12 protein-coding genes and 2 pseudogenes are annotated in these 21,158 nt (G+C 38.6%); 11 read left to right on the top strand and 3 right to left on the bottom strand.

Going from position 1 to position 21,158, the window contains the following annotated elements:
- Nucleotides 1–189: 189 nt before the first annotated feature.
- Nucleotides 190–1,401: an FAD-dependent monooxygenase gene (locus L950_RS06440; RefSeq protein ID WP_021192422.1), complete on the top strand. Its 1,212-nt coding sequence runs from the start codon at nucleotides 190–192 to the stop codon at nucleotides 1,399–1,401.
- Between the two features lie 289 nt (nucleotides 1,402–1,690).
- Here L950_RS06440 and L950_RS06435 read toward each other — a convergent pair whose 3' ends face one another.
- From L950_RS06435 to L950_RS06430, 3 genes and pseudogenes are all read right to left on the bottom strand, one after another.
- A complete protein-coding gene (locus L950_RS06435; protein WP_021192421.1) occupies nucleotides 1,691–2,083 on the bottom strand; it encodes a hypothetical protein in 393 nt (130 codons plus the stop codon).
- 403 nt (nucleotides 2,084–2,486) lie between these two features.
- Nucleotides 2,487–2,780, bottom strand: a complete 294-nt coding sequence (locus L950_RS32215; RefSeq protein WP_262507009.1) for an alpha-L-rhamnosidase C-terminal domain-containing protein — start codon at nucleotides 2,778–2,780, stop codon at nucleotides 2,487–2,489.
- A gap of 66 nt (nucleotides 2,781–2,846) precedes the next feature.
- Nucleotides 2,847–4,846 (bottom strand): annotated as a pseudogene (locus L950_RS06430) (family 78 glycoside hydrolase catalytic domain); the annotation flags it as partial.
- Nucleotides 4,847–5,630: 784 nt separating this feature from the next.
- On the opposite strand from L950_RS06430, the gene L950_RS06425 reads away from it, so the two are divergent.
- The 10 genes and pseudogenes from L950_RS06425 (at nucleotide 5,631) to L950_RS32205 (ending at nucleotide 21,052) form a co-directional block, all read left to right on the top strand.
- Nucleotides 5,631–6,962: a DUF6377 domain-containing protein gene (locus tag L950_RS06425; protein ID WP_197086280.1), complete on the top strand. Its 1,332-nt coding sequence runs from the start codon at nucleotides 5,631–5,633 to the stop codon at nucleotides 6,960–6,962.
- Between the two features lie 408 nt (nucleotides 6,963–7,370).
- Nucleotides 7,371–8,777, top strand: coding sequence for an SGNH/GDSL hydrolase family protein (locus L950_RS06420; protein ID WP_021192418.1), 1,407 nt, complete (start codon nucleotides 7,371–7,373; stop codon nucleotides 8,775–8,777).
- A 10-nt stretch (nucleotides 8,778–8,787) separates the two neighbouring features.
- Entirely contained in the window at nucleotides 8,788–9,030 is a 243-nt protein-coding gene (locus L950_RS29595; protein WP_197086279.1) for a hypothetical protein, read from the top strand.
- Between the two features lie 4 nt (nucleotides 9,031–9,034).
- Complete coding sequence (locus L950_RS06415) at nucleotides 9,035–11,188, top strand: glycoside hydrolase family 38 C-terminal domain-containing protein (protein ID WP_197086278.1); 2,154 nt, start codon at nucleotides 9,035–9,037, stop codon at nucleotides 11,186–11,188.
- Nucleotides 11,134–11,331: a glycosyl hydrolase-related protein gene (locus L950_RS37130; protein WP_410528100.1), complete on the top strand. Its 198-nt coding sequence runs from the start codon at nucleotides 11,134–11,136 to the stop codon at nucleotides 11,329–11,331. Before L950_RS06415 ends, L950_RS37130 begins: the two co-directional genes overlap by 55 nt.
- A 25-nt stretch (nucleotides 11,332–11,356) precedes the next feature.
- Nucleotides 11,357–13,693, top strand: a complete 2,337-nt coding sequence (locus L950_RS06410; protein ID WP_031289870.1) for a GH92 family glycosyl hydrolase — start codon at nucleotides 11,357–11,359, stop codon at nucleotides 13,691–13,693.
- A gap of 40 nt (nucleotides 13,694–13,733) precedes the next feature.
- Nucleotides 13,734–16,805: a discoidin domain-containing protein gene (locus L950_RS06405; RefSeq protein WP_021192416.1), complete on the top strand. Its 3,072-nt coding sequence runs from the start codon at nucleotides 13,734–13,736 to the stop codon at nucleotides 16,803–16,805.
- A gap of 27 nt (nucleotides 16,806–16,832) precedes the next feature.
- Nucleotides 16,833–19,123: pseudogene (locus L950_RS06400) on the top strand (GH92 family glycosyl hydrolase).
- A gap of 202 nt (nucleotides 19,124–19,325) precedes the next feature.
- Nucleotides 19,326–20,579 carry a RagB/SusD family nutrient uptake outer membrane protein gene (locus L950_RS06395; protein ID WP_231576928.1) on the top strand — a complete coding sequence of 418 codons (1,254 nt, stop codon included), beginning with the start codon at nucleotides 19,326–19,328 and terminating at the stop codon, nucleotides 20,577–20,579.
- Nucleotides 20,573–21,052, top strand: coding sequence for a RagB/SusD family nutrient uptake outer membrane protein (locus tag L950_RS32205; RefSeq protein ID WP_231576927.1), 480 nt, complete (start codon nucleotides 20,573–20,575; stop codon nucleotides 21,050–21,052). Before L950_RS06395 ends, L950_RS32205 begins: the two co-directional genes overlap by 7 nt.
- The last annotated feature ends 106 nt before the right edge of the window (nucleotides 21,053–21,158 follow it).

Below are 21,158 nucleotides of genomic sequence, written 5' to 3'. Positions count from 1 at the left end.
AATATAGCAACTTTGCTATATCCAAACACCGCCAACTTTTTAAACGTTTAGGATCGCAAGTGTTTTACATTAGATAAAACAGAAATATTATAGATTAAGCGATCGTTTTACGCAAAAGAATCATGTAAAAAATTAATTTTCTTCAAAGCTTAGGGATAATATGCTGTTCTTGATAAGAAATAGATAGTAATGGAAAAAAGAAAGGTACTCGTTTCAGGTGCCAGTATTGCTGGTCCGACCTTGGCATTTTGGTTACATCGATTTGGTTTTGATGTAACCATTGTAGAGCGCGCTGGTGAATTGAGATTGGGCGGGCAGAATATAGATGTGAGAGACGAAGCTCAGAAAGTAGTGCAGCTGATGGGACTGGAAGATGAAATCAAGGCTGCTAATACGGGAGAATTAGGTATACGCTTTGTTGATGCCAACCATCATATCATAGCCGAATTTCCTAAAACTAATTCAGGATTTGGAACAGCAGAACTTGAAATTCTACGTGGAGATCTTGCTCAGATTCTTTTCAATGCGACTAAAGATAATGTATCTTACATGTTTGGTGATCAGATCTTAGCTTTGCAAGAAGAAGAAAATAAGGTCAATGTTACGTTTAAAAATAGTGCTCCGCGTTCTTTTGATCTGGTGATTGCTGCTGATGGGATTCGTTCGACAACTCGCAAATTGATGTTTGGAGATGAACCGATTCTTAAATATATCGGAGTTTATTGTTCTTATTTGACGATTCCGCGTATAGATTCAGATACCGCATGGGCTTATTGGTATAATGCGCCAGAATCAAGAGTCTTGAATTTGAGGCCAGACAATGTGGGAACAATACGTGCTTCATTTTCATTTCTCTCCCCAGAGAAGGGGTATGAAAACCTAGACTTATCGGAGCAGAAAGAAATTTTGAGACAGAAATTTACTGATGCAGGTTGGCAGGCAACTCGTATATTGAAAGGATTGGAGCAAAGTACGGATGTCTATTTTGATAGTATAAGTCAGGTGAAAGCGCAAAGCTGGACTACTGGAAGATGTGCAATGGTAGGTGATGCTGCTTATTGTCCAACTCCGATGACAGGAATGGGAGCAAGCCTTTCTATAGTTGGGGCATATGTACTGGCAGCTGAACTGGGAAGACATTCCGATCATCAAGATGCTTTTGATGCTTATGAAAAGCTAATGCGGCCTTATGTTGAAGAGATTCAAAATCTCCCTCCAGGAGTACCATGGATTGCGCATCCTAAGACACGATTTGGAATTACTGTATTTAATGCTGCTGTTGCATTGGCATCTAGTAAGTTGGTGAAGAAAATCTCTAAACTGTTTACTGGAAAAGGGAAAAAGAAAATAAAAGAGCGTATTCAATTGCCCCATTATGATTTTAAGAATAGGATCAAATAATGGCCATTTTCACAAAATGTATGATCATAGAGCGGATAAAAATTAAGAGTGTTAAATCATAATATTGATTTAACACTCTGTTTTGATTTGTATGTTGAAAATTAAGTGATTTAATTATTTAAAATGATCAATTATGAAAAGGATATTTCGTGAAAGTCATCATTATCAATAATAGAAAATTCCTTTTTGAAGTGATCATATTTATAAAAAGAGGTGCCATAGTTCAGTAAAGAACTATCGTTATCATAATTATATTGATAAAATAAAGGGGCGTAATACAAGTTAATACCTATATTTTCAATTGATAGCATATACCAGTCGCGATATAAGTATTGATCATTTTTTCTTTTTGTTCAGCGGTAAAGGGAAGTATTTCCATATAACTATTTTCAATCTCCCAGTTTTCAATCTCTTGAACTAAAAACTCAGCTTCCTTCCGGTTAAAAAAATATCTTTTATAACCGAGGCTTTGAATATTGTCTAATAATTCTATTTCATGTAGTATTTTTGGATCTACTGGATATTTTAAGCGATATTCAATGAGTTCCTGTGTTAGTTTTTCATTTTTCTCATTTTCTTTTTGCTCGAAAAACTCTTCTATGGTTATGTTTTGAGCGTTTAATAATTCCTTGATTTCTTTCTTTAATCTTAATTTCGGTTTTTGGTTTTCTTTCTTCTTCATAAATTAATCGTTTTCAGTCAAGTGTTTGGTTGTTATCTTATTATGGATCATTGAATCTTATAATCTTTGATCATAATCAATTGAATCAGAAATTTATGATTTAGCCTATTATAAGTGTTTTTTTTTAGCTGTGGATCACTTTTATTCTGATACTGTTATTGAAAAAGATAAAGTTGACTTGGTTTATACATAGTTAATAATCGAAAGATGAATATAAGAAATAAATTTTATTTTTTATTGTTGTATGTAATTATTGTTACACAAGAGAAATTGGTATGTTTTGTATCAAACCACTTACTATGCTTGGTAAGTGGTTTTTTTCTGTTTTTAGATTGATCACGATCGCGAGTTGGTTTCGCAAATGAGAGTTGGTTTTAACGAGTTATTCCTTTTTTTCCTAAGTTTAGATCTTGAGCTCTACACGATGAGTCCCATTTGTCAAGTCTAATGTTTTAGCATCCTGTACCTTTTTTCCGTTGCATTTGATGATAATCGTATTGTCTGGGGCTGTAAATGTTGCACTGCTACCTATGGGGATCTCAATTTCCACCGTAAGCTTATCCTTATTTATGTACCAATTAACAGCAATTTTTCCATATGGGCTGTCTACATGTGATTTTGTCCAGGTGACTCCTGTAGGAATTTGAGGCATGATATTGACATGTTGATAGCCGGGATAGTTTTCATCTGGACGAATACCAGCTACTGCTTGGTAAAACCAGGTCCCTATCCCATTGTAGCAATTGTGAATGCGGCTTCTTTCGCCACTCCAATATTCCCAAGTGGTACTGGCTCCATTGTCTATCATATGGAGATAGCCCGGGTAATCACGTTTTTTAAGCATAGTGTACATAAAATCTGTTGCCTTTTGATCTACCGCCCATTGTGTTAGTATTGGAACACCAACAAGACCAACAGCGATATGATTTTGATGTTTTTCAGCCGTTAATTCCATGAGTTTTGTTTTTACTGTTTCCATCTTATCAATTGGGGTAGCGCCTACCAACATCGGATAGCTCATGTCTAGCTGTGATCCTGTAGCATAACTGTTTGTTGTCGAATTAAAAAAGTTTTATGCAGCAGGGTATTTAACTTGTTTTTTCGGTCTGCAAATGAGGCCGCTTCTGTTGGCTTGTTTAAGAAACGGGCAATTTTTTCCATGGTTCCAAGGCATTCACTGATGAAACAGTTGTTGACAAGGTCTACTGACATTTGGTTTCCAGCGTCTACTCCGGCTGGAGCTAACCAATCTCCTAGAAACCAATCACGGTATTTCGTGTCTGGCCAGCGTTTTAATAAACCGTCAACAGTATGTTTATCAACATAGCCCATCCACATTTTCATCTCTTCATAATAGCGCTTAATTAATCGAGAATCAGCATAATTGACATGAGTTCGCCAAGGTGCCATAACGAAAAAACCACACCAGTAAGGACCTCCGCCACCAGCTCCCGGATTTGGTGCCACATGCGGAAGACTTCCACCTTCACGCATCGAATCTGACCAAGCCTGAATCCAATTATTAAAAAGCGGAGATACATCAAACATCGTTTGAAAAGTATTTGTTGATGAATTTCCATCTCCACCGTAACCCGCACGTTCTAGATGTGGGCAGTCTACCTGATAGCCACCAAAACTTAGATTACGCATCGTATATTGAATCATATCGTGAATAGCATTTAGATCGGTATCGGAACAAGAAAATGATGAAGTCGTACGGAAGTCGGTATGAATCAGGTATCCACGGATGTTCGGTAAATGTGGTGCGGTTTGTACATTTGAAATCCGGACATATTGAAAGGCGTGATGATTGAATTTATTGATAAAGACCTCTTCAGGTTTACCAGAAGCAATGTAAGTATCACTTTGACCTTGATCTTGAAAATTACCCTGTTGATCGAGATGATCGCTATACTCGACCTTGATCTCCTGGTTGGGCAGTAGTCCTGTTAATTTTATTTCGAACCAACCGTTTAGCGCTTTTCCCATGTCGATGAGCCAGCTGCTTGCCTCTAGTGGCTTGATATTTTTCGCAATTTGAGTAGCTTGTATCTTATTTGGTTCATTCATTTGGGGAGTGGCCAAGCCGGCTGGAATCGCAACTTGCTCTGCTGGAATCCACTTTCTTTTATTTAATGTATTTGTCGCCATATCTGACGGATTTAGATTTGCATCAATGCGTTCGCCGCCAAAGGCCAAAGCATTCCAAGAGCCGGTATCACGATAGCCACTAGCAGAGGCTTCCCATGAGTTATCGGTCTTGATGATAGTCGTCCATTCTTTATGGTTCAATATGTCAATCTGTGCACGGACTACTGCACCATTGAACTTGACATTAAAACCAGTGGTGGGTTTAAACCAAGCAGTACCAAGCCATAAAACGACGCTATTGTCACCGATTTGGAGGTAAGGCTTTATATCGTAGGTTGTAATCAACGATCTTTTATCTAGATGTGAAACAGCAGGAGCCAGTATATCAGTACTTACTTTTTTACCATTTACATAGAGCTCATAATAGCCCAGTGCATTGATATGTATCAAGGTAGGACTGAGCTTTGTGAGCTTGAATTGTTTTCTTAATAATGGGCTTTGTATTCCTGAAAGACCAATAAATTGTCCTTGAAGTTTATCATCAGCAATAATACCAATACCGAAGCGGTTGATGGGGCTCCATGCTGAGGCTTGATTCTTCTCATTCCATACACGAACCCGCCAATAAGACTGTGTTCGAGGGCGTAGTTCCTGGCCAGAATAAGGTATCATTATTGAAGCTGAGGATTGAATTTTTCCTGAATCCCAACGGTCTGCAAGATTTTTTTTAGCTAAAGAAGTACTGTCCGAAGCAACCTGTATTTGAAAATAGCGCTGTTTCATAGTAACTTCTGGGGCGGTGATTTTCCAACTGAGGTGCGGATGCTGGTTGTCGATCGCCAAGGGATTTATTAAATTTTCGCAACGTAAGTCGAATATTGTAATGGGCTTTTTTTACCCCAAGTGACTAAACTAAGGGTGCATAAAAACCAGAGGAAAAAGTAAGATTTATTTATTATCATAATTCAGTATGTAGCATTATTGCTTAGTGGTTTATACACAAATCTATAGGAGGTACATGCTAATTCCTACCCGTTGAATATGATTGGTAGAATTTATTTTGTAATTTCAAACTTAATGCGCTGTAAGGTAGTGTTTTGTGTATTTTTAGTATCTTGGAAATAGTAAGTGTTATAGATGCTGTTGGATGTGTATGCTGGGTGAATTACTTGGTTTTGGAACACTTGAACATTATAAAAATAAGTAGTTATAATTTGAATCAAGAAAGCGGATATAGAGCGATTAGACTGCGATAAATACGACGTTTTTCGTGTGAAATACGATTATTAATGTAATTGTATTGTGTTTCTAAGCAAATTTATCTAAGTTTATAGACAACCATTTTTATAGACGAGTGAAGGGTAACATCAGAACAACAATATCAACTATTTTTTGTATCATAATTTTTTGCCATAGTGTTTATGCATCTAGGGAAATAGATTCTTTATTGAAGGTGTTGGATAAAACTATAGCAGATCGTGCAGTTTATACGGCAAATAAAGAAAAACGTATTGATTCGATAAAAAAGATATTGAAGAATCAAGAGGCTCTGGAAGATCAATATAGACTTAATGGTGATGTGATTTCTGAATACCAGTCGTTTAAATGCGATTCGGCTTTGGTGTATATAGAACGTAACCTTCAGATCGCAAAGGATCTGAAGAATACTGATTATCTTGATGAAAGTAAACTAAAGCTTGCGTTTGTCTCTTCGATGTCTGGACTATTTACACAGGCAGCAGAAATTTTTCAAACGATTCATTATGACAGTCTGCCGGTTCATCTCAAAGTGTTGTATTGGTGGAGTCACATTCGCTACAATGAGAATCTGGTCAAGTATACGGATAGTCCTAAGTTCGAACGAGTTTATGCATCAGAAAATAAGAAGTCACGAGATGCATTAATGAGCTTATTGGATCCTAAGGGAGAGATGTATCTGAAAGAGATGGCCTTTAAATTAAAAGGAGATGGTGATTATGCCGCTTCGGCTAAAATTCAAAAAGATCTTTTTAAAACGGCAGAACCTAATACACATGGGTATGCAATGAGTGCCATGGGGTTGGCTATGGTTAATAAGGAGTTGGAAAACCGTGAGTTGGAAGAAAAATATTTGATTCTTGCAGCTATTACGGATACTCGACTCGCAATCAAAGAAAATGAATCTTTGCTCACACTGGCGATACACCTGTATACTAATGGCGATGTAAATCGTGCGTATAATTATGTGCGAGCTTCTTTGGATGATGCCAACTTTTACAATTCAAGGTTTAGAAATGCCGTGATTGCACGGACGCAACCCATTATAGAGGCAACCTACTTGGCCAAGATTGAGCAACAACGAGAGAATTTACATTTGTATGCGCTGTTGATCAGTGTTTTTGCTGTCGTTTTGATTTTGTCTCTTTATTTCCTTTATCGACAGATCAAAGTGGTTTCTACTGCTAAGAAGAATTTAAGTCTGATCAATGTACAATTGATTTCTGTCAACCACCGGTTGGATGAAGCCAATCTCATTAGAGAAAAATATATCGGTTACTATATCAACCAATGTGCTGTTTATTTGGATAAACTGGATGAATACCGTCGTAATGTGAATCGTAAGATTAAAGCAGGGCAATATGAAGCATTGCAAAAATTGACCGTATCTACTACAGCTTTGGAAAAAGACGCATTGGAGCTTTATCAGGATTTTGACAGAACCTTTTTAGAGGTATATCCAACTTTTGTGGATGAGCTGAATCTCCTTTTGCGGGAAGAGGAACGCTTTAGTCTAAAAAAGGACAATTAAATACTGAGCTTCGTATTTTGGCTCTGATACGTCTGGAGATAACCGATGTTAACCAAATTGCTACTTTTCTACGATATTCAATACAGACAATTTATAATTATAAGAGTAAGCTGAAAGCAAAAGCACTAACAGATAACGAGAGTTTGAAGATAGAGTGAAGAAAATTGGCAGTTTTGTTCGATAAATTTTCCATTTCATTTACCAAATATCTTTTTCAATAAAACTGTAACTATTTGTTTTTGTGTGTGTTAATTGTTTGTTTTCTTTAAAATAGTTTACCGAAACGCTACCTGCATATACAGGTGGGCGTTTTGATTTATAGCTTTGTTTTACACTTGCTTCCACATAGAAAGGGACAACATTCCGAGGGCAAGAAAGAGAACCATTTTATAAATTATAAACCATAGTATGAAAAAAAACTATTCAATCTCTTGGTGTTTAGTCATCAGTTTTACTGCTTTATTTTTTTACGGATCTGTAGGGAAAGCACAACAGATCACTCCATTTAAACAGGGTGATCGTGTGGTGTTTTTAGGCAATAGCATTACCGATGGAGGACATTATCATGCCTATATCTGGCTCTATTATATGACCCGTTTTCCAAATATGAATCTAATGTTTTTGAATGCTGGGATTGGTGGGGACAAAGCTAGTGATATGGTTAAACGTCTGGATGGTGATGTTTTTAGTAAAAAACCAACTGTACTGGTCAGTACTTTTGGTATGAATGATTCCGGTTATTTCGAATATAATGGCTCGGAAGCAGAAAAGTTTGCAGATGAAAAAGTGAAGGAATCGCACGAAGCTTTCAAACAGATGGAAAGACGGTTTAAAGAGCTTCCAAAAACTAGAATTGTATTGGTCGGTAGTTCACCCTATGATGAGACAGCAGTCATTGCGGGCAATACTCCTTTTAAAAATAAAAATAAAGCCATGTTGCGTATCGTTGATTTTCAAAAACAATCCGCACAGGCTAATAAATGGGAGTTTTTCGACTATAATACGCCAATAACTGCAATAAATAAGCAATTTCAACAGATAGATCCCGGATTTACGATCTCGGGTAATGATCGTATCCATCCTGATAACGATGGTCATATGGTAATGGCTTATCTTTTTCTTAAGGCTCAGGGATGGGCTGGACAAAAGGTCGCAGCGATGTCATTGGATGTTAGTAATATGAAAATCTCGGATTTGGAAAATTGCAAGATTTCAAATCTTAAGAAAAATGTAAATGAAGTAAGCTTTGATTATTTAGCGGGATCGCTGCCGTATCCTTTGGATACAGTAGCTCGCGGCTGGGGAAGTAAGAAAAGTCAATTTAAGGCTACTGAAATTGTGCCCTTTATGGAAGAAATGAATCAGGAACTGTTGACCGTAAATGGACTGGAAGGAAAATATAAATTGTTGATCGACGGAGAATTTATTGGTACCTGGTCTGCAGATGACTATAAAAAAGGGATTAATTTGGCCGATTTAAACCAAACGCCGCAATATCAGCAGGCATTGCGTATCATGCACCTGAACGAAGAACGTTGGGAAGTAGAACGTCGTTTTAGAGATTATGCCTGGGTACAATACAATTTCTTTCAACCTAAGGGATTGCTAGATGCCAATAACCGGAAGGCAATCGAAGTATTTGATCAGTATAAAGATAAGGATGGTTGGCTAAATGCTAAACGTGATCTGTACAGCAAAGCGATGTTTCCTGAAGTGAGAAAAGCTTGGCAAGGGGAAATGGATCTTTTATTGGATCTGATCAAAGAAACAGCCAAACCATTGAAACGAAAAGTTATACTAGTTAAAGTCAGCTAGTTTGCATCTTATGAGAAAGTGTATTTTGGTTTTGATGCTCGGTTTTTGTCTGTTTCCGACTGGTTCGAAAGCACAGAAAGCTTATTTTGTAGATGGCTATCATGGTGGAATCTATGGACATTACCCACTTTGGGTCACGCAATTTATGGTTGATAAAATGGAGCAGCACCCAGAATGGAAACTGGGATTAGAAATTGAACCTGAGACCTGGGATTCTGTAAAGTTCAGTCTCCTGTGGCCTATGCAACTTTAGTCGAATGGTATTGAATAATAGGGTTGAGTTTACAAATCCGACTTATGCACAACCTTATGCTTATAATATTTCAGGTGAAAGTCTTATTCGTCAATTTGAGTACGGTATAAAGCGCCTGCATGAACATTTTCCTGGATTATCATTTCATACTTATGCTGTGGAAGAACCATGCTTTACGAGTAGTTTACCACAATTATTAAAGCAATTTGGTTTTAAGTATGCTGTGCTCAAATCACCAAATACCTGCTGGGGTGGATATGCAAGAGCTTACGGTGGTCAGTTGGTCAATTGGGTAGGACCTGAAGGGACCAGTATTTTGACAGTGCCACGCTATAAAAGTGAAGCTCTGGAGGAGAATTCAACTTGGCAAACCACTGCATGGAACAACTCTACGGCTTTTCTGCAATCAAGTTATGATTATGGTATCCAAGACCCGGTTGGTATGTGCTATCAGGATGCTGGATGGAAAAATGGGCCTTGGTTAGGTTTTGGTGAAAATATTAAGAACAAATCAGTGTATGTTACGTGGAAGGAGTATTTCGAAGAAATTTCTCCAGGTAAAACAACAGATAACTGGCATTTTTCTCAAGAGGATGTTCTCGTTAATCTGATGTGGGGAAGTCAGGCTCTACAACGTATAGGACAACAGGTGCGGCGTGCAGAAAATATGATTGTAAGAAGTGAGAAAATAAGTGCCATGGCGAATCTTGAACACCAGTATCTACCTGAAGAGGGTAGCTATATGGATGCTTGGCGAACTTTAATGATGGCACAGCATCATGATTCCTGGATTGTTCCTTATAATCAGTTAAATAGTAAACAGAATTGGATTAGTGCGATTAAGGATTGGACTGATCATACCACATTGATTGCAGAGCAGAACAATGAACGTGCGCTATCAAGTTTTAAGTTAATAGGTAATTCCGTAGAGAAAGGATTGGGATTTATTAGAGTGTATAATAGTATCGCAAGTGCAAGGTCGGAGGTCGTTTCGTTGGTACTTCCTGATAATTTGATGACGGCAGATATTGCCATCTATAATAGTCAGGGAAAATTGATTGCCTCTACAGTGACTTTAAATGGAACTGTGCCCGTCGTAAAGTTTAAGGCGCAAGTTCCAGCAATGGGATATGCTACTTATGCGCTTCAGAAAAGAAAATCTAAAAATAAGAGCAGTAAACATGTAAGTTTTGATGCACAAGGAAATTGTATCCTGGAAAATGATCAGTATAAAATTGTATTAGATAAAGCTAAAGGTGGCACAATAAAAAAAATGATTGCAAAATATGTTGATAATAAGGATTTTGCAAGCAATGGAGATTCCTATAGTATGGGAGAATTATCAGGATTCTTTTATAGTGATAAACAATTCTACTCCTCTGCACAGGCTCCAGTAAGTATTGCCGTGTTAGAAGATAATCAATTGGTAACTAAGGTAGAAGTTAGAGGAACAATCGCCTCACATCCATTTGTTCAGGTGATTACGCTTGAGGCTGGGCAAAAACGAATTGATTTTGATCTGCGGATCGATTGGAAAGGTAATGTTGGTATTGGAGAATACAAACAAGAGTCCAATTGGACAGATAATAGACGGGCATTTACCGATGACCGTTATAAGCTGAAGGTTATGTTTCCAAATAGTTTGGGTAAGACTAAATTATTTAAAAATGCACCTTTTGATGTTTGCGAAAGTGCATTGGAAAACACCTTCTTTGGTCAGTGGGACTCCATAAAGCATAATGTGATCTTGAATTGGGTGGATGTCAATAAGGAGGATGAGTCTTATGGTTTGGCACTTCTGTCCGACCATACGACATCTTATTTGCATGGCGAAAACTATCCATTAAGTTTAACAGCACAGTATTCAGGAATCGGCCTTTGGGGTATGGATTATAAAATTGATGGACCGACCGTAATGAAATATGCACTGATTCCACATCATGGAAAATGGGATGAAGCAAAAATTGCAAGTCAAAGTACTTATTGGAACGAGCCCTTGTTGACGGCTTATCAGCCGGAGGTAGCATTGACAGATCATTCTTTCGTCAAAACAGAAGGGTCAGGATATGAGGTTACCACAATGAAGTTGTTGATGGAGGGATATTGCTTCGTTTGTTTAACGCAGAAGGCAACGCTTCTCCGCAACAAATCGCCTTAGGTTTTCAGGTATCGAAGGTTTCAGAAATTTTACTCAATGGTGATGAGATTCAAGAACTTCCGCTGATTAAAAATGGTCTGATGCAATCCTTTACTGTGCAATTGCCGCGGTATGGAATAAAAACATTACGGATAACTAAATAAACGATAAGATTATAATTAAATATTGATGTCTAACAAAATAGTTTTAAATACGCTTTCTTGCATTCTTCTTTTGTTGATTTCTTGTACAGCAAATAAGCAAGGGAATAGTTTTTTGCCAAGTTCTCATGTCAATCCCTTTATTGGTGCCAGTACAAGCGTGGGGGCTGCAGAAGTTTATCATGGTTTAGGAAAAACATTTCCTGGCGCAACCACCCCTTTTGGAATGGTACAAGTGAGTCCCAATACGATAACAGGAGGTGATAACAGCCCTGGTTATAGCGATGAACATCGTACGATCGAAGGATTTGCTTTTACACAGATGAGCGGGGTAGGCTGGTATGGTGATCTTGGAAATTTTCTGGTGATGCCCACAACAGGTGTATTGAAGACGATCGCAGGTAAAGAAGATGGCAGTATCGCTGGTTACCGTTCTACTTACAATAAAGCAACGGAAATTGCTCAGGCGGGCTACTATGCTGTAGATCTGGTAGATTACGGAATTAGGAGTGAGGCAACTGCGGCACCACATAGTGGAATGCTGAAGTTTACTTTTCCAAAACATGATTCCTCAAGAATTCAGATTGATCTGGCGCGTCGGGTAGGCGGTACAGCTATAGAGCAATATGTAAAAAAGGTTGATGACCATACGATCAAAGGTTGGATGCGTTGTACGCCTGATGGTGGAGGTTGGGGAAATGGTGATGGAAAGGCAGATTATACGGTTTATTTCTACGCTTATTTTAGTAAACCCTTGACAAACTATGGTTTCTGGCGTGCTACTATTCCAGACAATCAGATACGTAAGCGCGAAGAGGTGATGAGTATACCTTACCAAAAGCTGATTAAAAAAGCAGAAATCATTAGAGGAAAGGATGAACTACAGGGAAAGCATCTGGGTTTTTTCTCTGATTTTGAAACTGAAAAGGATGAGGTGGTGACATTGCAAGTAGGGATCTCTTTTGTTGATATGGATGGTGCTGAACAAAATTTTAAAGGTGAAATTCAAGGGAAAGCTTTCGATCAAGTACGTGAGCAGGCTACAAAACTATGGAACCGCGAGTTGAATCGGGTGCAGGTAAAGGGAGGTACGGATGAACAAAAAACAGTTTTTTATACGGCACTATATCACAGCATGATCGATCCGCGGACCTACACAGATTTGGACGGTCGCTATCGTGGTGGAGATAAGAAAATCCATGATCATGTGCATTTCACAAAACGTACTATTTTTAGTGGATGGGATGTGTTTCGTAGTCAATTTCCTTTACAGACCATTATAAATCCAAGATTAGTAAGCGATCAATTAAATTCGCTGATCACTCTTGCTGATGAATCTGGACGTGAGTACTTTGAGCGCTGGGAACTACTGAATGCGTATTCGGGTTGTATGATTGGGAATCCGGCCTTATCGGTGCTAGCCGATGCTTATGTAAAAGGGATTCGGGATTATGATGTTGAAAAAGCTTATCAGTATGCTAAAAATACATCCAAATTGTTTGGGAATGATAAGTTAGGTTATACGGGTCCTCCCTTTAGTATTTCCAATACGCTCGAATATGCTTATGCTGATTGGTGCATCGCTCAGGTAGCTAAGGGGTTGGGTAAAACAGAAGATGCTAAACTTTTTGAACAAAAGGGGCAGGCTTATCGAAATATTTTTGATCAGGAAAAAGGCTGGTTTCGACCACGTTTGGAGGACGGTTCTTGGGAAGTGTGGCCTGAAAAGGGACGTACCAAGGAATGGTATGGAACTATCGAATCAAATGCCTATCAGCAAGGTTGGTTTGTGCCTCAAGATATTCCAGGGATGATTGCTCTGATGGGCGGACAAGAAAAAGTACTGTCCGATTTAAGTGATTTCTTTGCGAAGACACCTGATAATTTATTGTGGAATGATTATTACAATCACGCCAATGAGCCTGTTCACTTGGTTCCTTTTCTGTTTAACCATTTAGGCGCTCCGTGGATGACACAGAAATGGACACGCCATATCTGTGAAAAAGCCTATAAAAATAGTGTTGAAGGAATTGTCGGGAATGAGGATGTAGGTCAGATGTCAGCTTGGTATGTATTGAGTGCTTCAGGAATTCATCCTTCTTCTCCTGGCAGTACACGTTATGAAATCACTAGCCCTGTTTTTGATGAAATTGTTTTTCCATTGGATAAGGATTATTTCAAGGGTAAGGATTTTGTCATCAAAGCATATGATAATAATGCGAAAAATATATACATCCAAAAAGCTATGTTAAATGGAAGCCCTTATGATAAATGCTACTTAGATTTCACGGATATCGTGTCGGGAGGAAAGCTAGAATTGTTCATGGGTGAACAACCGAATAAAGAATGGGGATTGGCGAAATAAAGACCAATGCATTGGGATATCCAATTTGCTTGAATTAATTATGAAAAGAATAACCTTAATATTGATAAGCTTGATGCTGGCTAACTTATGTTGTATCGCGCAGCTGAAACAGTTATCGCTAAATAGTGACAATCCAGCTATTATCTGGGAGGTAAAGCCACAAGCTGAATTGCCATATACTGGTCAAGAAATATCGAAACCAGATTTTGCAATGGAAAAGGCGGTCAAAGCAGTGGTACCAGGGGTAGTGTTTACGGCTTATGTGGAAGCTGGTCTTGTGCCGGACCCTAATTTTGGTGATCATATTCATCAGGTAGACGAGACATTCTTTAATCGACCATTTTGGTACCGTACAAACTTTAAATTACCAACGAGCTATAAGGTGGGACAACGACTATGGCTACAGTTTGATAATACCAATCGCTACGCTGATTTTTATGTGAATGGTGTAAAATTATCCGGGACTGTAGGTTCAACCAAAGATGTTTCAGGTCATATGTTGAGAACGAAATACGAAATCAGTCACCTCATCAAGCCAGGAAAAGAAAATGCAGTAGCTGTGCTCATTACCGACGCAGATCAAAAGAAAACTCGAACGGCGAAAGATCCATTTGGTGTAGTAGCTAGTCCGACCTATCTTTCTGCAGCGAGTTGGGCCTGGATGCCTTATGTACCAGGACGATTGGCAGGTATAACAGGCAATGTATCACTGACTGCAACAGGAGATGTAACAATGGAAGATCCTTGGGTACGGTCCGAACTGGAATCTAACGATATAGCATATCTATTTGTATCCACAGAACTGAAAAATAGTGGGGATAAAGAAAAAGAAGTCGTGCTTTCCGGTGTGATACAACCTGGAGATATCCGTTTTAGCAAAAAAGTAAAAATTGAAGCGAATAGCAGTACAAAAGTATATCTAAGTCGTGCTGAAGTTAAAGAATTTATTCTCCGAAAACCGAAATTATGGTGGCCAAATGGTTATGGTGATCCCAATTTGTATACCTGTACCTTGACAAGCAGTGTTGATGGAGAGTTTTCGGATCAGAAAGAAATCAGTTTCGGAATTCGTAAGTACGAGTACCACTATGTTCCTAACAAAGCAGGCTGGCCTGTGCTCACCTTTTTGATTAATGGACAGAAGGTTTTTCTAAAAGGAGGCAATAGGGGAATGAGTGAATATTTGTTGCGTTGCCATGGTGAGGAGTATGAACAGAAAATCAAGCTGCATAAAGATATGAACTACAATATGATCCGACTGTGGACAGGAACCGTTACTGATGACGAGTTTTATACTTATTGTGACCGCTATGGAATCATGGTATGGGATGACTTCTGGTTGTATGTTGCCTATAATGATGTTGTCGATGACGAAGATTTTAAAGCGAATGCATTGGATAAAGTAAAAAGATTGCGTAATCATCCGAGTATTGCACTTTGGTGCGGAGCTAATGAAACGCATCCAAAACCAGAATTGGATCACTATTTACGATCAATTGTTGCGCTAGAAGATCATAATGATAGAATGTATAAATCAAGTTCTAACCAAGACGGGCTTTCTGGAAGTGGCTGGTGGGGCAACCAACCGCCTAAACATCATTTCGAAAGTTCGGGTAGTAATCTAGCCTGGAATGATCCTGCATATCCTTATGGATCGGATAGGGGGTATGGTTTACGTACCGAAATCGGTACAGCTACTTTTCCAAATTTTGAAAGTGTAAAAGAGTTTATTCCTGCCGATAAACTTTGGCCCTTACCTACAGACGAACAATTAGAAAAAGATGACGACAATGTATGGAACAAACATTTTTTTGGTAAAGAAGCTTCAAATGCCAGTCCGATTAAATATAAAAAGTCCGTGAATACACAATTTGGTGAATCGGATAATCTAGAAGCTTTTTGTGAAAAAGCACAGTACCTGAATCTGGAGGTAATGAAGGGGATGTATGAAGCTTGGAATGATAAAATGTGGGAGGATGCTACCGGTATGCTGATCTGGATGAGCCAGTCTGCCTATCCCTCTTTTGTTTGGCAAACTTATGACTATTACCATGATGCTACCGGTGCTTATTGGGGAGCAAAGCAAGCATGTGAGCCTCTACACATACAGTGGAATGCTTCGAACAATAGTATTAAAGCGATTAATACCACAGCGCAGGAGCTCCATGGCGCTTCTGCCTCTGCAAAAGTTTATAATATAGCAGGTAAAGAACTTCTAGAATATGCCAAATCTTGTGTTTTGAATTTACCAGCAAGTGATAAAAAAGAGGTTTTTAAACTAAATTTTAATCAAGGGAATTTGGCGTTTGAGAAACCGGTATATGCTTCTTCTGAACAAGGCAATGGTCAAGCTCGTTTTATAACCGATGGTGCTAGTGCTAGCCGCTGGGAGAGTAAACCAACTGATCAGGAATGGATTTATGTCGATCTTGAGAAGTCAGAAAGCTTGCATCAGGTTCGTATCAAATGGGAGCAGGCTTATGCGTCAACTTATGCACTACAAATATCGCAAGATGCTAAAAATTGGAAAACGGTCAAACAACAAGAAGAAGGTAAAGGAGGCACGGAAGAAATTTCGCTGAATGGAGTAAAAGCACGTTATGTCAGGATATTGGCCATGAAAAGAGCCTCAGAATATGGTTTTTCGATTTTTGAGTTAGAAGTTTTTGGAAAAGATAAAAAAAGAGCTGAAGAATCCCCGTTACAGTTTATTAAACTGCAGTTAAAAGATAGTCTAGGAACAGTACTATCTGAAAATTTCTACTGGCGAAATGCAGAAGTAGATCTTGATTATACGGATTTAAATGCATTGCCGGCAGCACCACTAACATTTCAAATTTTTGATATATCCACTAATGGCGACACAAAAATCCGCGTTAAAAATGAGGGAGCTACAGTAGCTTTTGGCAATCGTCTACGCTTGCTTGACAACCAGTCTGGAGAACGTATTTTGCCAGTACTTTTTTCGGATAACTATTTCACGTTACTGCCCGGAGAAGAGAAAACGATTCGTATTGATGGCGTAAAACAGGACCAGCTGAAACAAGCGTCGCTTTTGTGGAAACAATACGGTCAGGAGGAAAAAACAATGCTAAAACTAGATAAAAATTAAAACACACAATCTATAATCATCTATCAAATGAAAAGGAAAATTATATGTTATCTAATGACTGTATTGTTCGGATGGAACCAAGGTTATGCGCAACAGACCGATCTGGTTAAATATGTCAATACGTTGCAGGGGACAGACTCAGAATGGTCTCTGTCTTACGGAAATACTTATCCTACTGTAGGTTTACCTTTTGGTGTGCATTTCTTTTCGGCACAGACAGGTAAGAACGGAGATGGTTGGAAATATCAATATAAAGCAAATACGATTCGTGGATTTCAACAAGTACATCAATGTAGTCCTTGGATGGGAGATTATGCTGTCTTTTCTTTAATGCCGGGAATCGGTCAGTTAAAGGTACAGGAGGAAGCTCGCGCCTTATCTTTTAGTCATGAAAATGAAGTGGCTAAACCGAATCATTATGCGGTGAAATTTGATAATGGTATTTATGCTGAAGTTACCCCAGTAGAACGGGGTGGACATATGCGGTTTAGTTTTCCTAAAAAAGAAAATGCCTATTTGATACTGGATGGTTTTATGAAAGATAGTGAAGTGACGATCATTCCGGAGGAACGAAAGATCATGGGATATGTCAACAACGGCCGTTTTGTCCCTGAAAATTTTAGGAACTATTTTGTATTGGTTTTTGATCAGGATTTTAAAGCTTACGGTACTTGGGAAAATGTAAACAACAGCAACGAAGGAGGAAATAAACATGCTGCAGGAAAGGGGGTAGGTGCTTATCTGGAATTCAAGCCTGGGACAAAAGTTGAAGTGAAAATCGCCTCCTCATATATAAGTCCAGCACAAGCCGAACGTAATTTTGACCAGGAATTGGATGGGAATAAGAATTTTGAGGTAAATAAAAAGAATGCATTTGATACTTGGAATTCGTTGTTGAATAGAGTCCTGGTAGAGGGGGGCACTGAGGCGGAAAAGGCAACTTTTTACTCTTGCCTATTCCGTGCAAATCTTTTTTCAAGGAAATTCTATGAGTTGGATGAGCGAGGAAATCCATATTATTATAGTCCTTACGATGGCAAGATACATCAAGGCTATATGTATACTGATAATGGTTTTTGGGATACATTTCGAGCTCAGTTTCCACTGAGTAACATCTTACATCAGGAAATGCAGGGTCGTTATATGCAATCTTTATTGACGGCACAGCAGCAGGCAGGCTTTTTCCCGACATGGTCCAATCCAGGGATGTCGGGAGTGATGATCGGTAATCATGCTATTTCTTTACTTGCGGATGCTTGGGTAAAGGGGATTCGTACGTTTGATCCGGATAGTGCTTTGAATGCTTATTATCATGAAGTGACCAATAAAGGATTTTGGGGTGGATCCAATGGACGTCAAGGATGGAAGGATTATTTTACTAAAGGTTACATTCCTTACAGTGAAGATCTCCATGAAAGTACTGCTAAGACATTGGAATATGCTTATGATGATTTTTGTGCCTATCAACTCGCAAATTTAACTGATAATGAATTCTATAAGAATGTTTATGGTCGTCAAATGTACAACTATAGAAATGTATTTGATCCTGCAGTAAACTTTGTAAGAGGCGTCTACCCAACGGTGATTGGATGCCAAATTTTGACCCCGTGGAATGGGGAGGGGCTTTTACCGAAGCAAATGCCTGGCAATATACTTGGTCAGTATTGCATGATATCAATGGTTTGATCAACTTGGTTGGTGACGAGCAACGATTCAATGCAAAGTTGGATTCTTTTTTCACAATGGAACAAACCATTAAATATGGTTCATATAAGCAGGAGATCCATGAAATGCGCGAAATGTTATTAGCGAAAATGGGACAATATGCGCATGGTAACCAACCAACACAGCATGTATCTTACCTATATAATTTTAGTGGACAACCATGGAAAGCCCAAAAGCAGGTTCGAATGGTGAGTTCACAATTTTACAACGCAACAGAAAGAGGATATCCAGGTGATGAAGATCAAGGACAGATGTCTTCTTGGTATGTGTTGAGTGCCTTAGGGATATATAGTGTTTGTCCTGGGACAGACCAATATGTCATCGGAAGTCCAGTGTTTCAGAAGGCGACTATCACATTGGAAAATGGAAAGCGCTTTGTTGTGCATGCTAAGAATAATAATACTAAAAATGTCTATATACAAAATGCCAAGTTGAATGGGATGAATTACGATAAGAATTTTATTACATATAGGGATATTTTGAATGGTGGTGAATTAGAATTTGAAATGGGGGATAAACCTAATTACACAAGGGGTGTCGCAAAAGAAGCTAGACCATTTTCTTTAAGTCAATTAAAAGGTACGAATGATTAAGAGAACTATAATTTCTGATAAGTATCTTATTAAGATGCGCTTGCTTCCGTGTCAGTATGGTGGTCCATAAAAGAACGAAAGACGGAGAATTTTTGTCCGTCAACCGATATATATAACCAATTTAATTTCTGTATTCCAATTGATTTGAAGAAACCAATTAAACCAATATAAACCATTGGAATACCTATCTATAGATCTAATTATGAATAAGAGACTCTTTATTTGTATAGCTGCTGCTATTCCTATTTTTTTATCCTGTAGTAAACAGGGTTTTCTGGATCAGACTCAATCATCTGAATTGAATGAGCAGGTTGTTTTTTCCGATAGTGCTTATACCATTAATTTTTTATCTGGTATTTACAGTGAAATTGGTTTCGTCAGTTGGCCAAAACGTTTTGGTGGCGGCGGTTTGGATGCAAGTACGGACGAAGCAGAAGGAGCTGGTCTTGGTACTATTAATACTTTTATACAGTTTGCCACCGGAACCGTTAATTCCAATATGATTACTAAAGATGCTTGGACGACTAGTTATACCAATATCCGCAGGGCTAATATCATGCTCAAAAATTTGCCAGGTGCTAAGTTTGGCGAAAATATTAAAATTCGGTCGAAAGCTGAAACACGTTTCTTGAGAGCTTATTATTACTTTATCCTTTTGGAACATTATGGAGGCGTACCCTTAGTGGGAGATTCGGTTTTTCAAGCAAGCAGTGCAATTCCCTCAGTTCGTAATACCTTTGCAGAATGTGTCGACTATATCGCTGAAGAATGTGATGCCGCAGCCGAAGATCTACCTTGGAATCATAGTGGAGAAAACTATGGACGTATTACTAAAGCTGCTTGTTATGGATTAAAATCCAGGTTGCTGCTCTATGCCGCGAGCCCACTTTATAATGGTCAAGGAATTACTGCGGAGGGGCCTTTACAGGCTGTGGTGGCATATCCAAATGAAGATAAAGGCCGTTGGGAGCGAGCAGAACAAGCAGCCGAGCAGGTAATGGAATCTGGAATTTATGCTTTGCATCAAGGAGATAACAGTGAGGCAGGTTATGGCTTTTATCAGGTATTTCAATTGCGTAAGAATGCGGAATACCTTTTGGCAAGAATGCAAAATACGAATCGGGATTTAGAAGGGATATGGAATCCACCAACTTTTGGTGTTAGCAATTCGGGCGCTTATCCATACCTCGAAACGGTAGATGCTTTTGGGATGAAAAATGGTTTACCAATAGATGATCCAAATTCGGGATATGACCCTAAACAGCCGTATAAAGATCGGGATCCTCGATTTGCAAATACCATTACCCGGGATCAATCTCTTGTTTTTCATCGTGATGGCTTGGCCAAAAGACCTGTGAATATTTATATTGACAAAACGAATTCCAATAATGTGACTTCTGGCAAGATGCCATATATAAAGGTACTCCGACGGGATATTACACATATAAAATGGTGAATCGTGATGTTGCTGCCGATTGGTTCAATACGGTAACTCCTCGTTGCATGCCGATCATTCGTTATGCCGAGATTTTGTTGAATTATGCAGAGGCACGAAATGAATACTTGGCTATGCCCGATCAGAAAGTTTATCAGGCTGTAGAAGATATTCGAAAAAGAGCTGGACTTTCTCCTTATGCTTTAACTCCAGGGTTGTCTCAGCAGGAAATGAGGAAAATAATCTGGAATGAAAGACAAAAAGAACTGGCGTTTGAAGGTCACCGTTTCTTTGATGTACGTCGCTGGAAAATTGCAGAAAATATGGAGAATCGTCAATTGCATGGTACCGAACCGGTGCGTATAAGCGGTGAAACAAAATATTCTACCATTAATGTACGAAAACGTGTCTTTGACAAAAGAATGTACCTGTGGCCTATACCACAGTCTGAGGTGGCAAAATCTGCCGATTTATTACAAAATCCTGGATATTAGTAAAACTGAATCATGAATATAAAAATATTTGCACCATTTATCTTGATGCTATTGAGCTTCATGGTGCTCTCATCTTGTAAGGATGAGATAGCAAAAATTGCAACGG

Source organism: Sphingobacterium sp. IITKGP-BTPF85 (genome assembly GCF_001006065.1).
Classification (GTDB): domain Bacteria; phylum Bacteroidota; class Bacteroidia; order Sphingobacteriales; family Sphingobacteriaceae; genus Sphingobacterium; species Sphingobacterium anhuiense.
The sequence above is the reverse complement of the archived record's forward strand: the minus strand, read 5'-3'. Positions and strand labels throughout refer to the sequence as shown.

Excerpts from the sequence above, each read along its gene's own strand:
- L950_RS06440 (WP_021192422.1), top strand. The coding sequence starts at position 190 with ATGGAAAAAAGAAAGGTACTCGTTTCAGGTGCCAGTATTGCTGGTCCG.
- L950_RS06435 (WP_021192421.1), bottom strand. The coding sequence starts at position 2,083 with ATGAAGAAGAAAGAAAACCAAAAACCGAAATTAAGATTAAAGAAAGAA.
- L950_RS06420 (WP_021192418.1), top strand. The coding sequence starts at position 7,371 with ATGAAAAAAAACTATTCAATCTCTTGGTGTTTAGTCATCAGTTTTACT.
- L950_RS29595 (WP_197086279.1), top strand. The coding sequence starts at position 8,788 with ATGAGAAAGTGTATTTTGGTTTTGATGCTCGGTTTTTGTCTGTTTCCG.
- L950_RS06415 (WP_197086278.1), top strand. The coding sequence starts at position 9,035 with ATGGTATTGAATAATAGGGTTGAGTTTACAAATCCGACTTATGCACAA.
- L950_RS06410 (WP_031289870.1), top strand. The coding sequence starts at position 11,357 with ATGTCTAACAAAATAGTTTTAAATACGCTTTCTTGCATTCTTCTTTTG.
- L950_RS06405 (WP_021192416.1), top strand. The coding sequence starts at position 13,734 with ATGAAAAGAATAACCTTAATATTGATAAGCTTGATGCTGGCTAACTTA.
- L950_RS06395 (WP_231576928.1), top strand. The coding sequence starts at position 19,326 with ATGAATAAGAGACTCTTTATTTGTATAGCTGCTGCTATTCCTATTTTT.
- L950_RS32205 (WP_231576927.1), top strand. The coding sequence starts at position 20,573 with ATGGTGAATCGTGATGTTGCTGCCGATTGGTTCAATACGGTAACTCCT.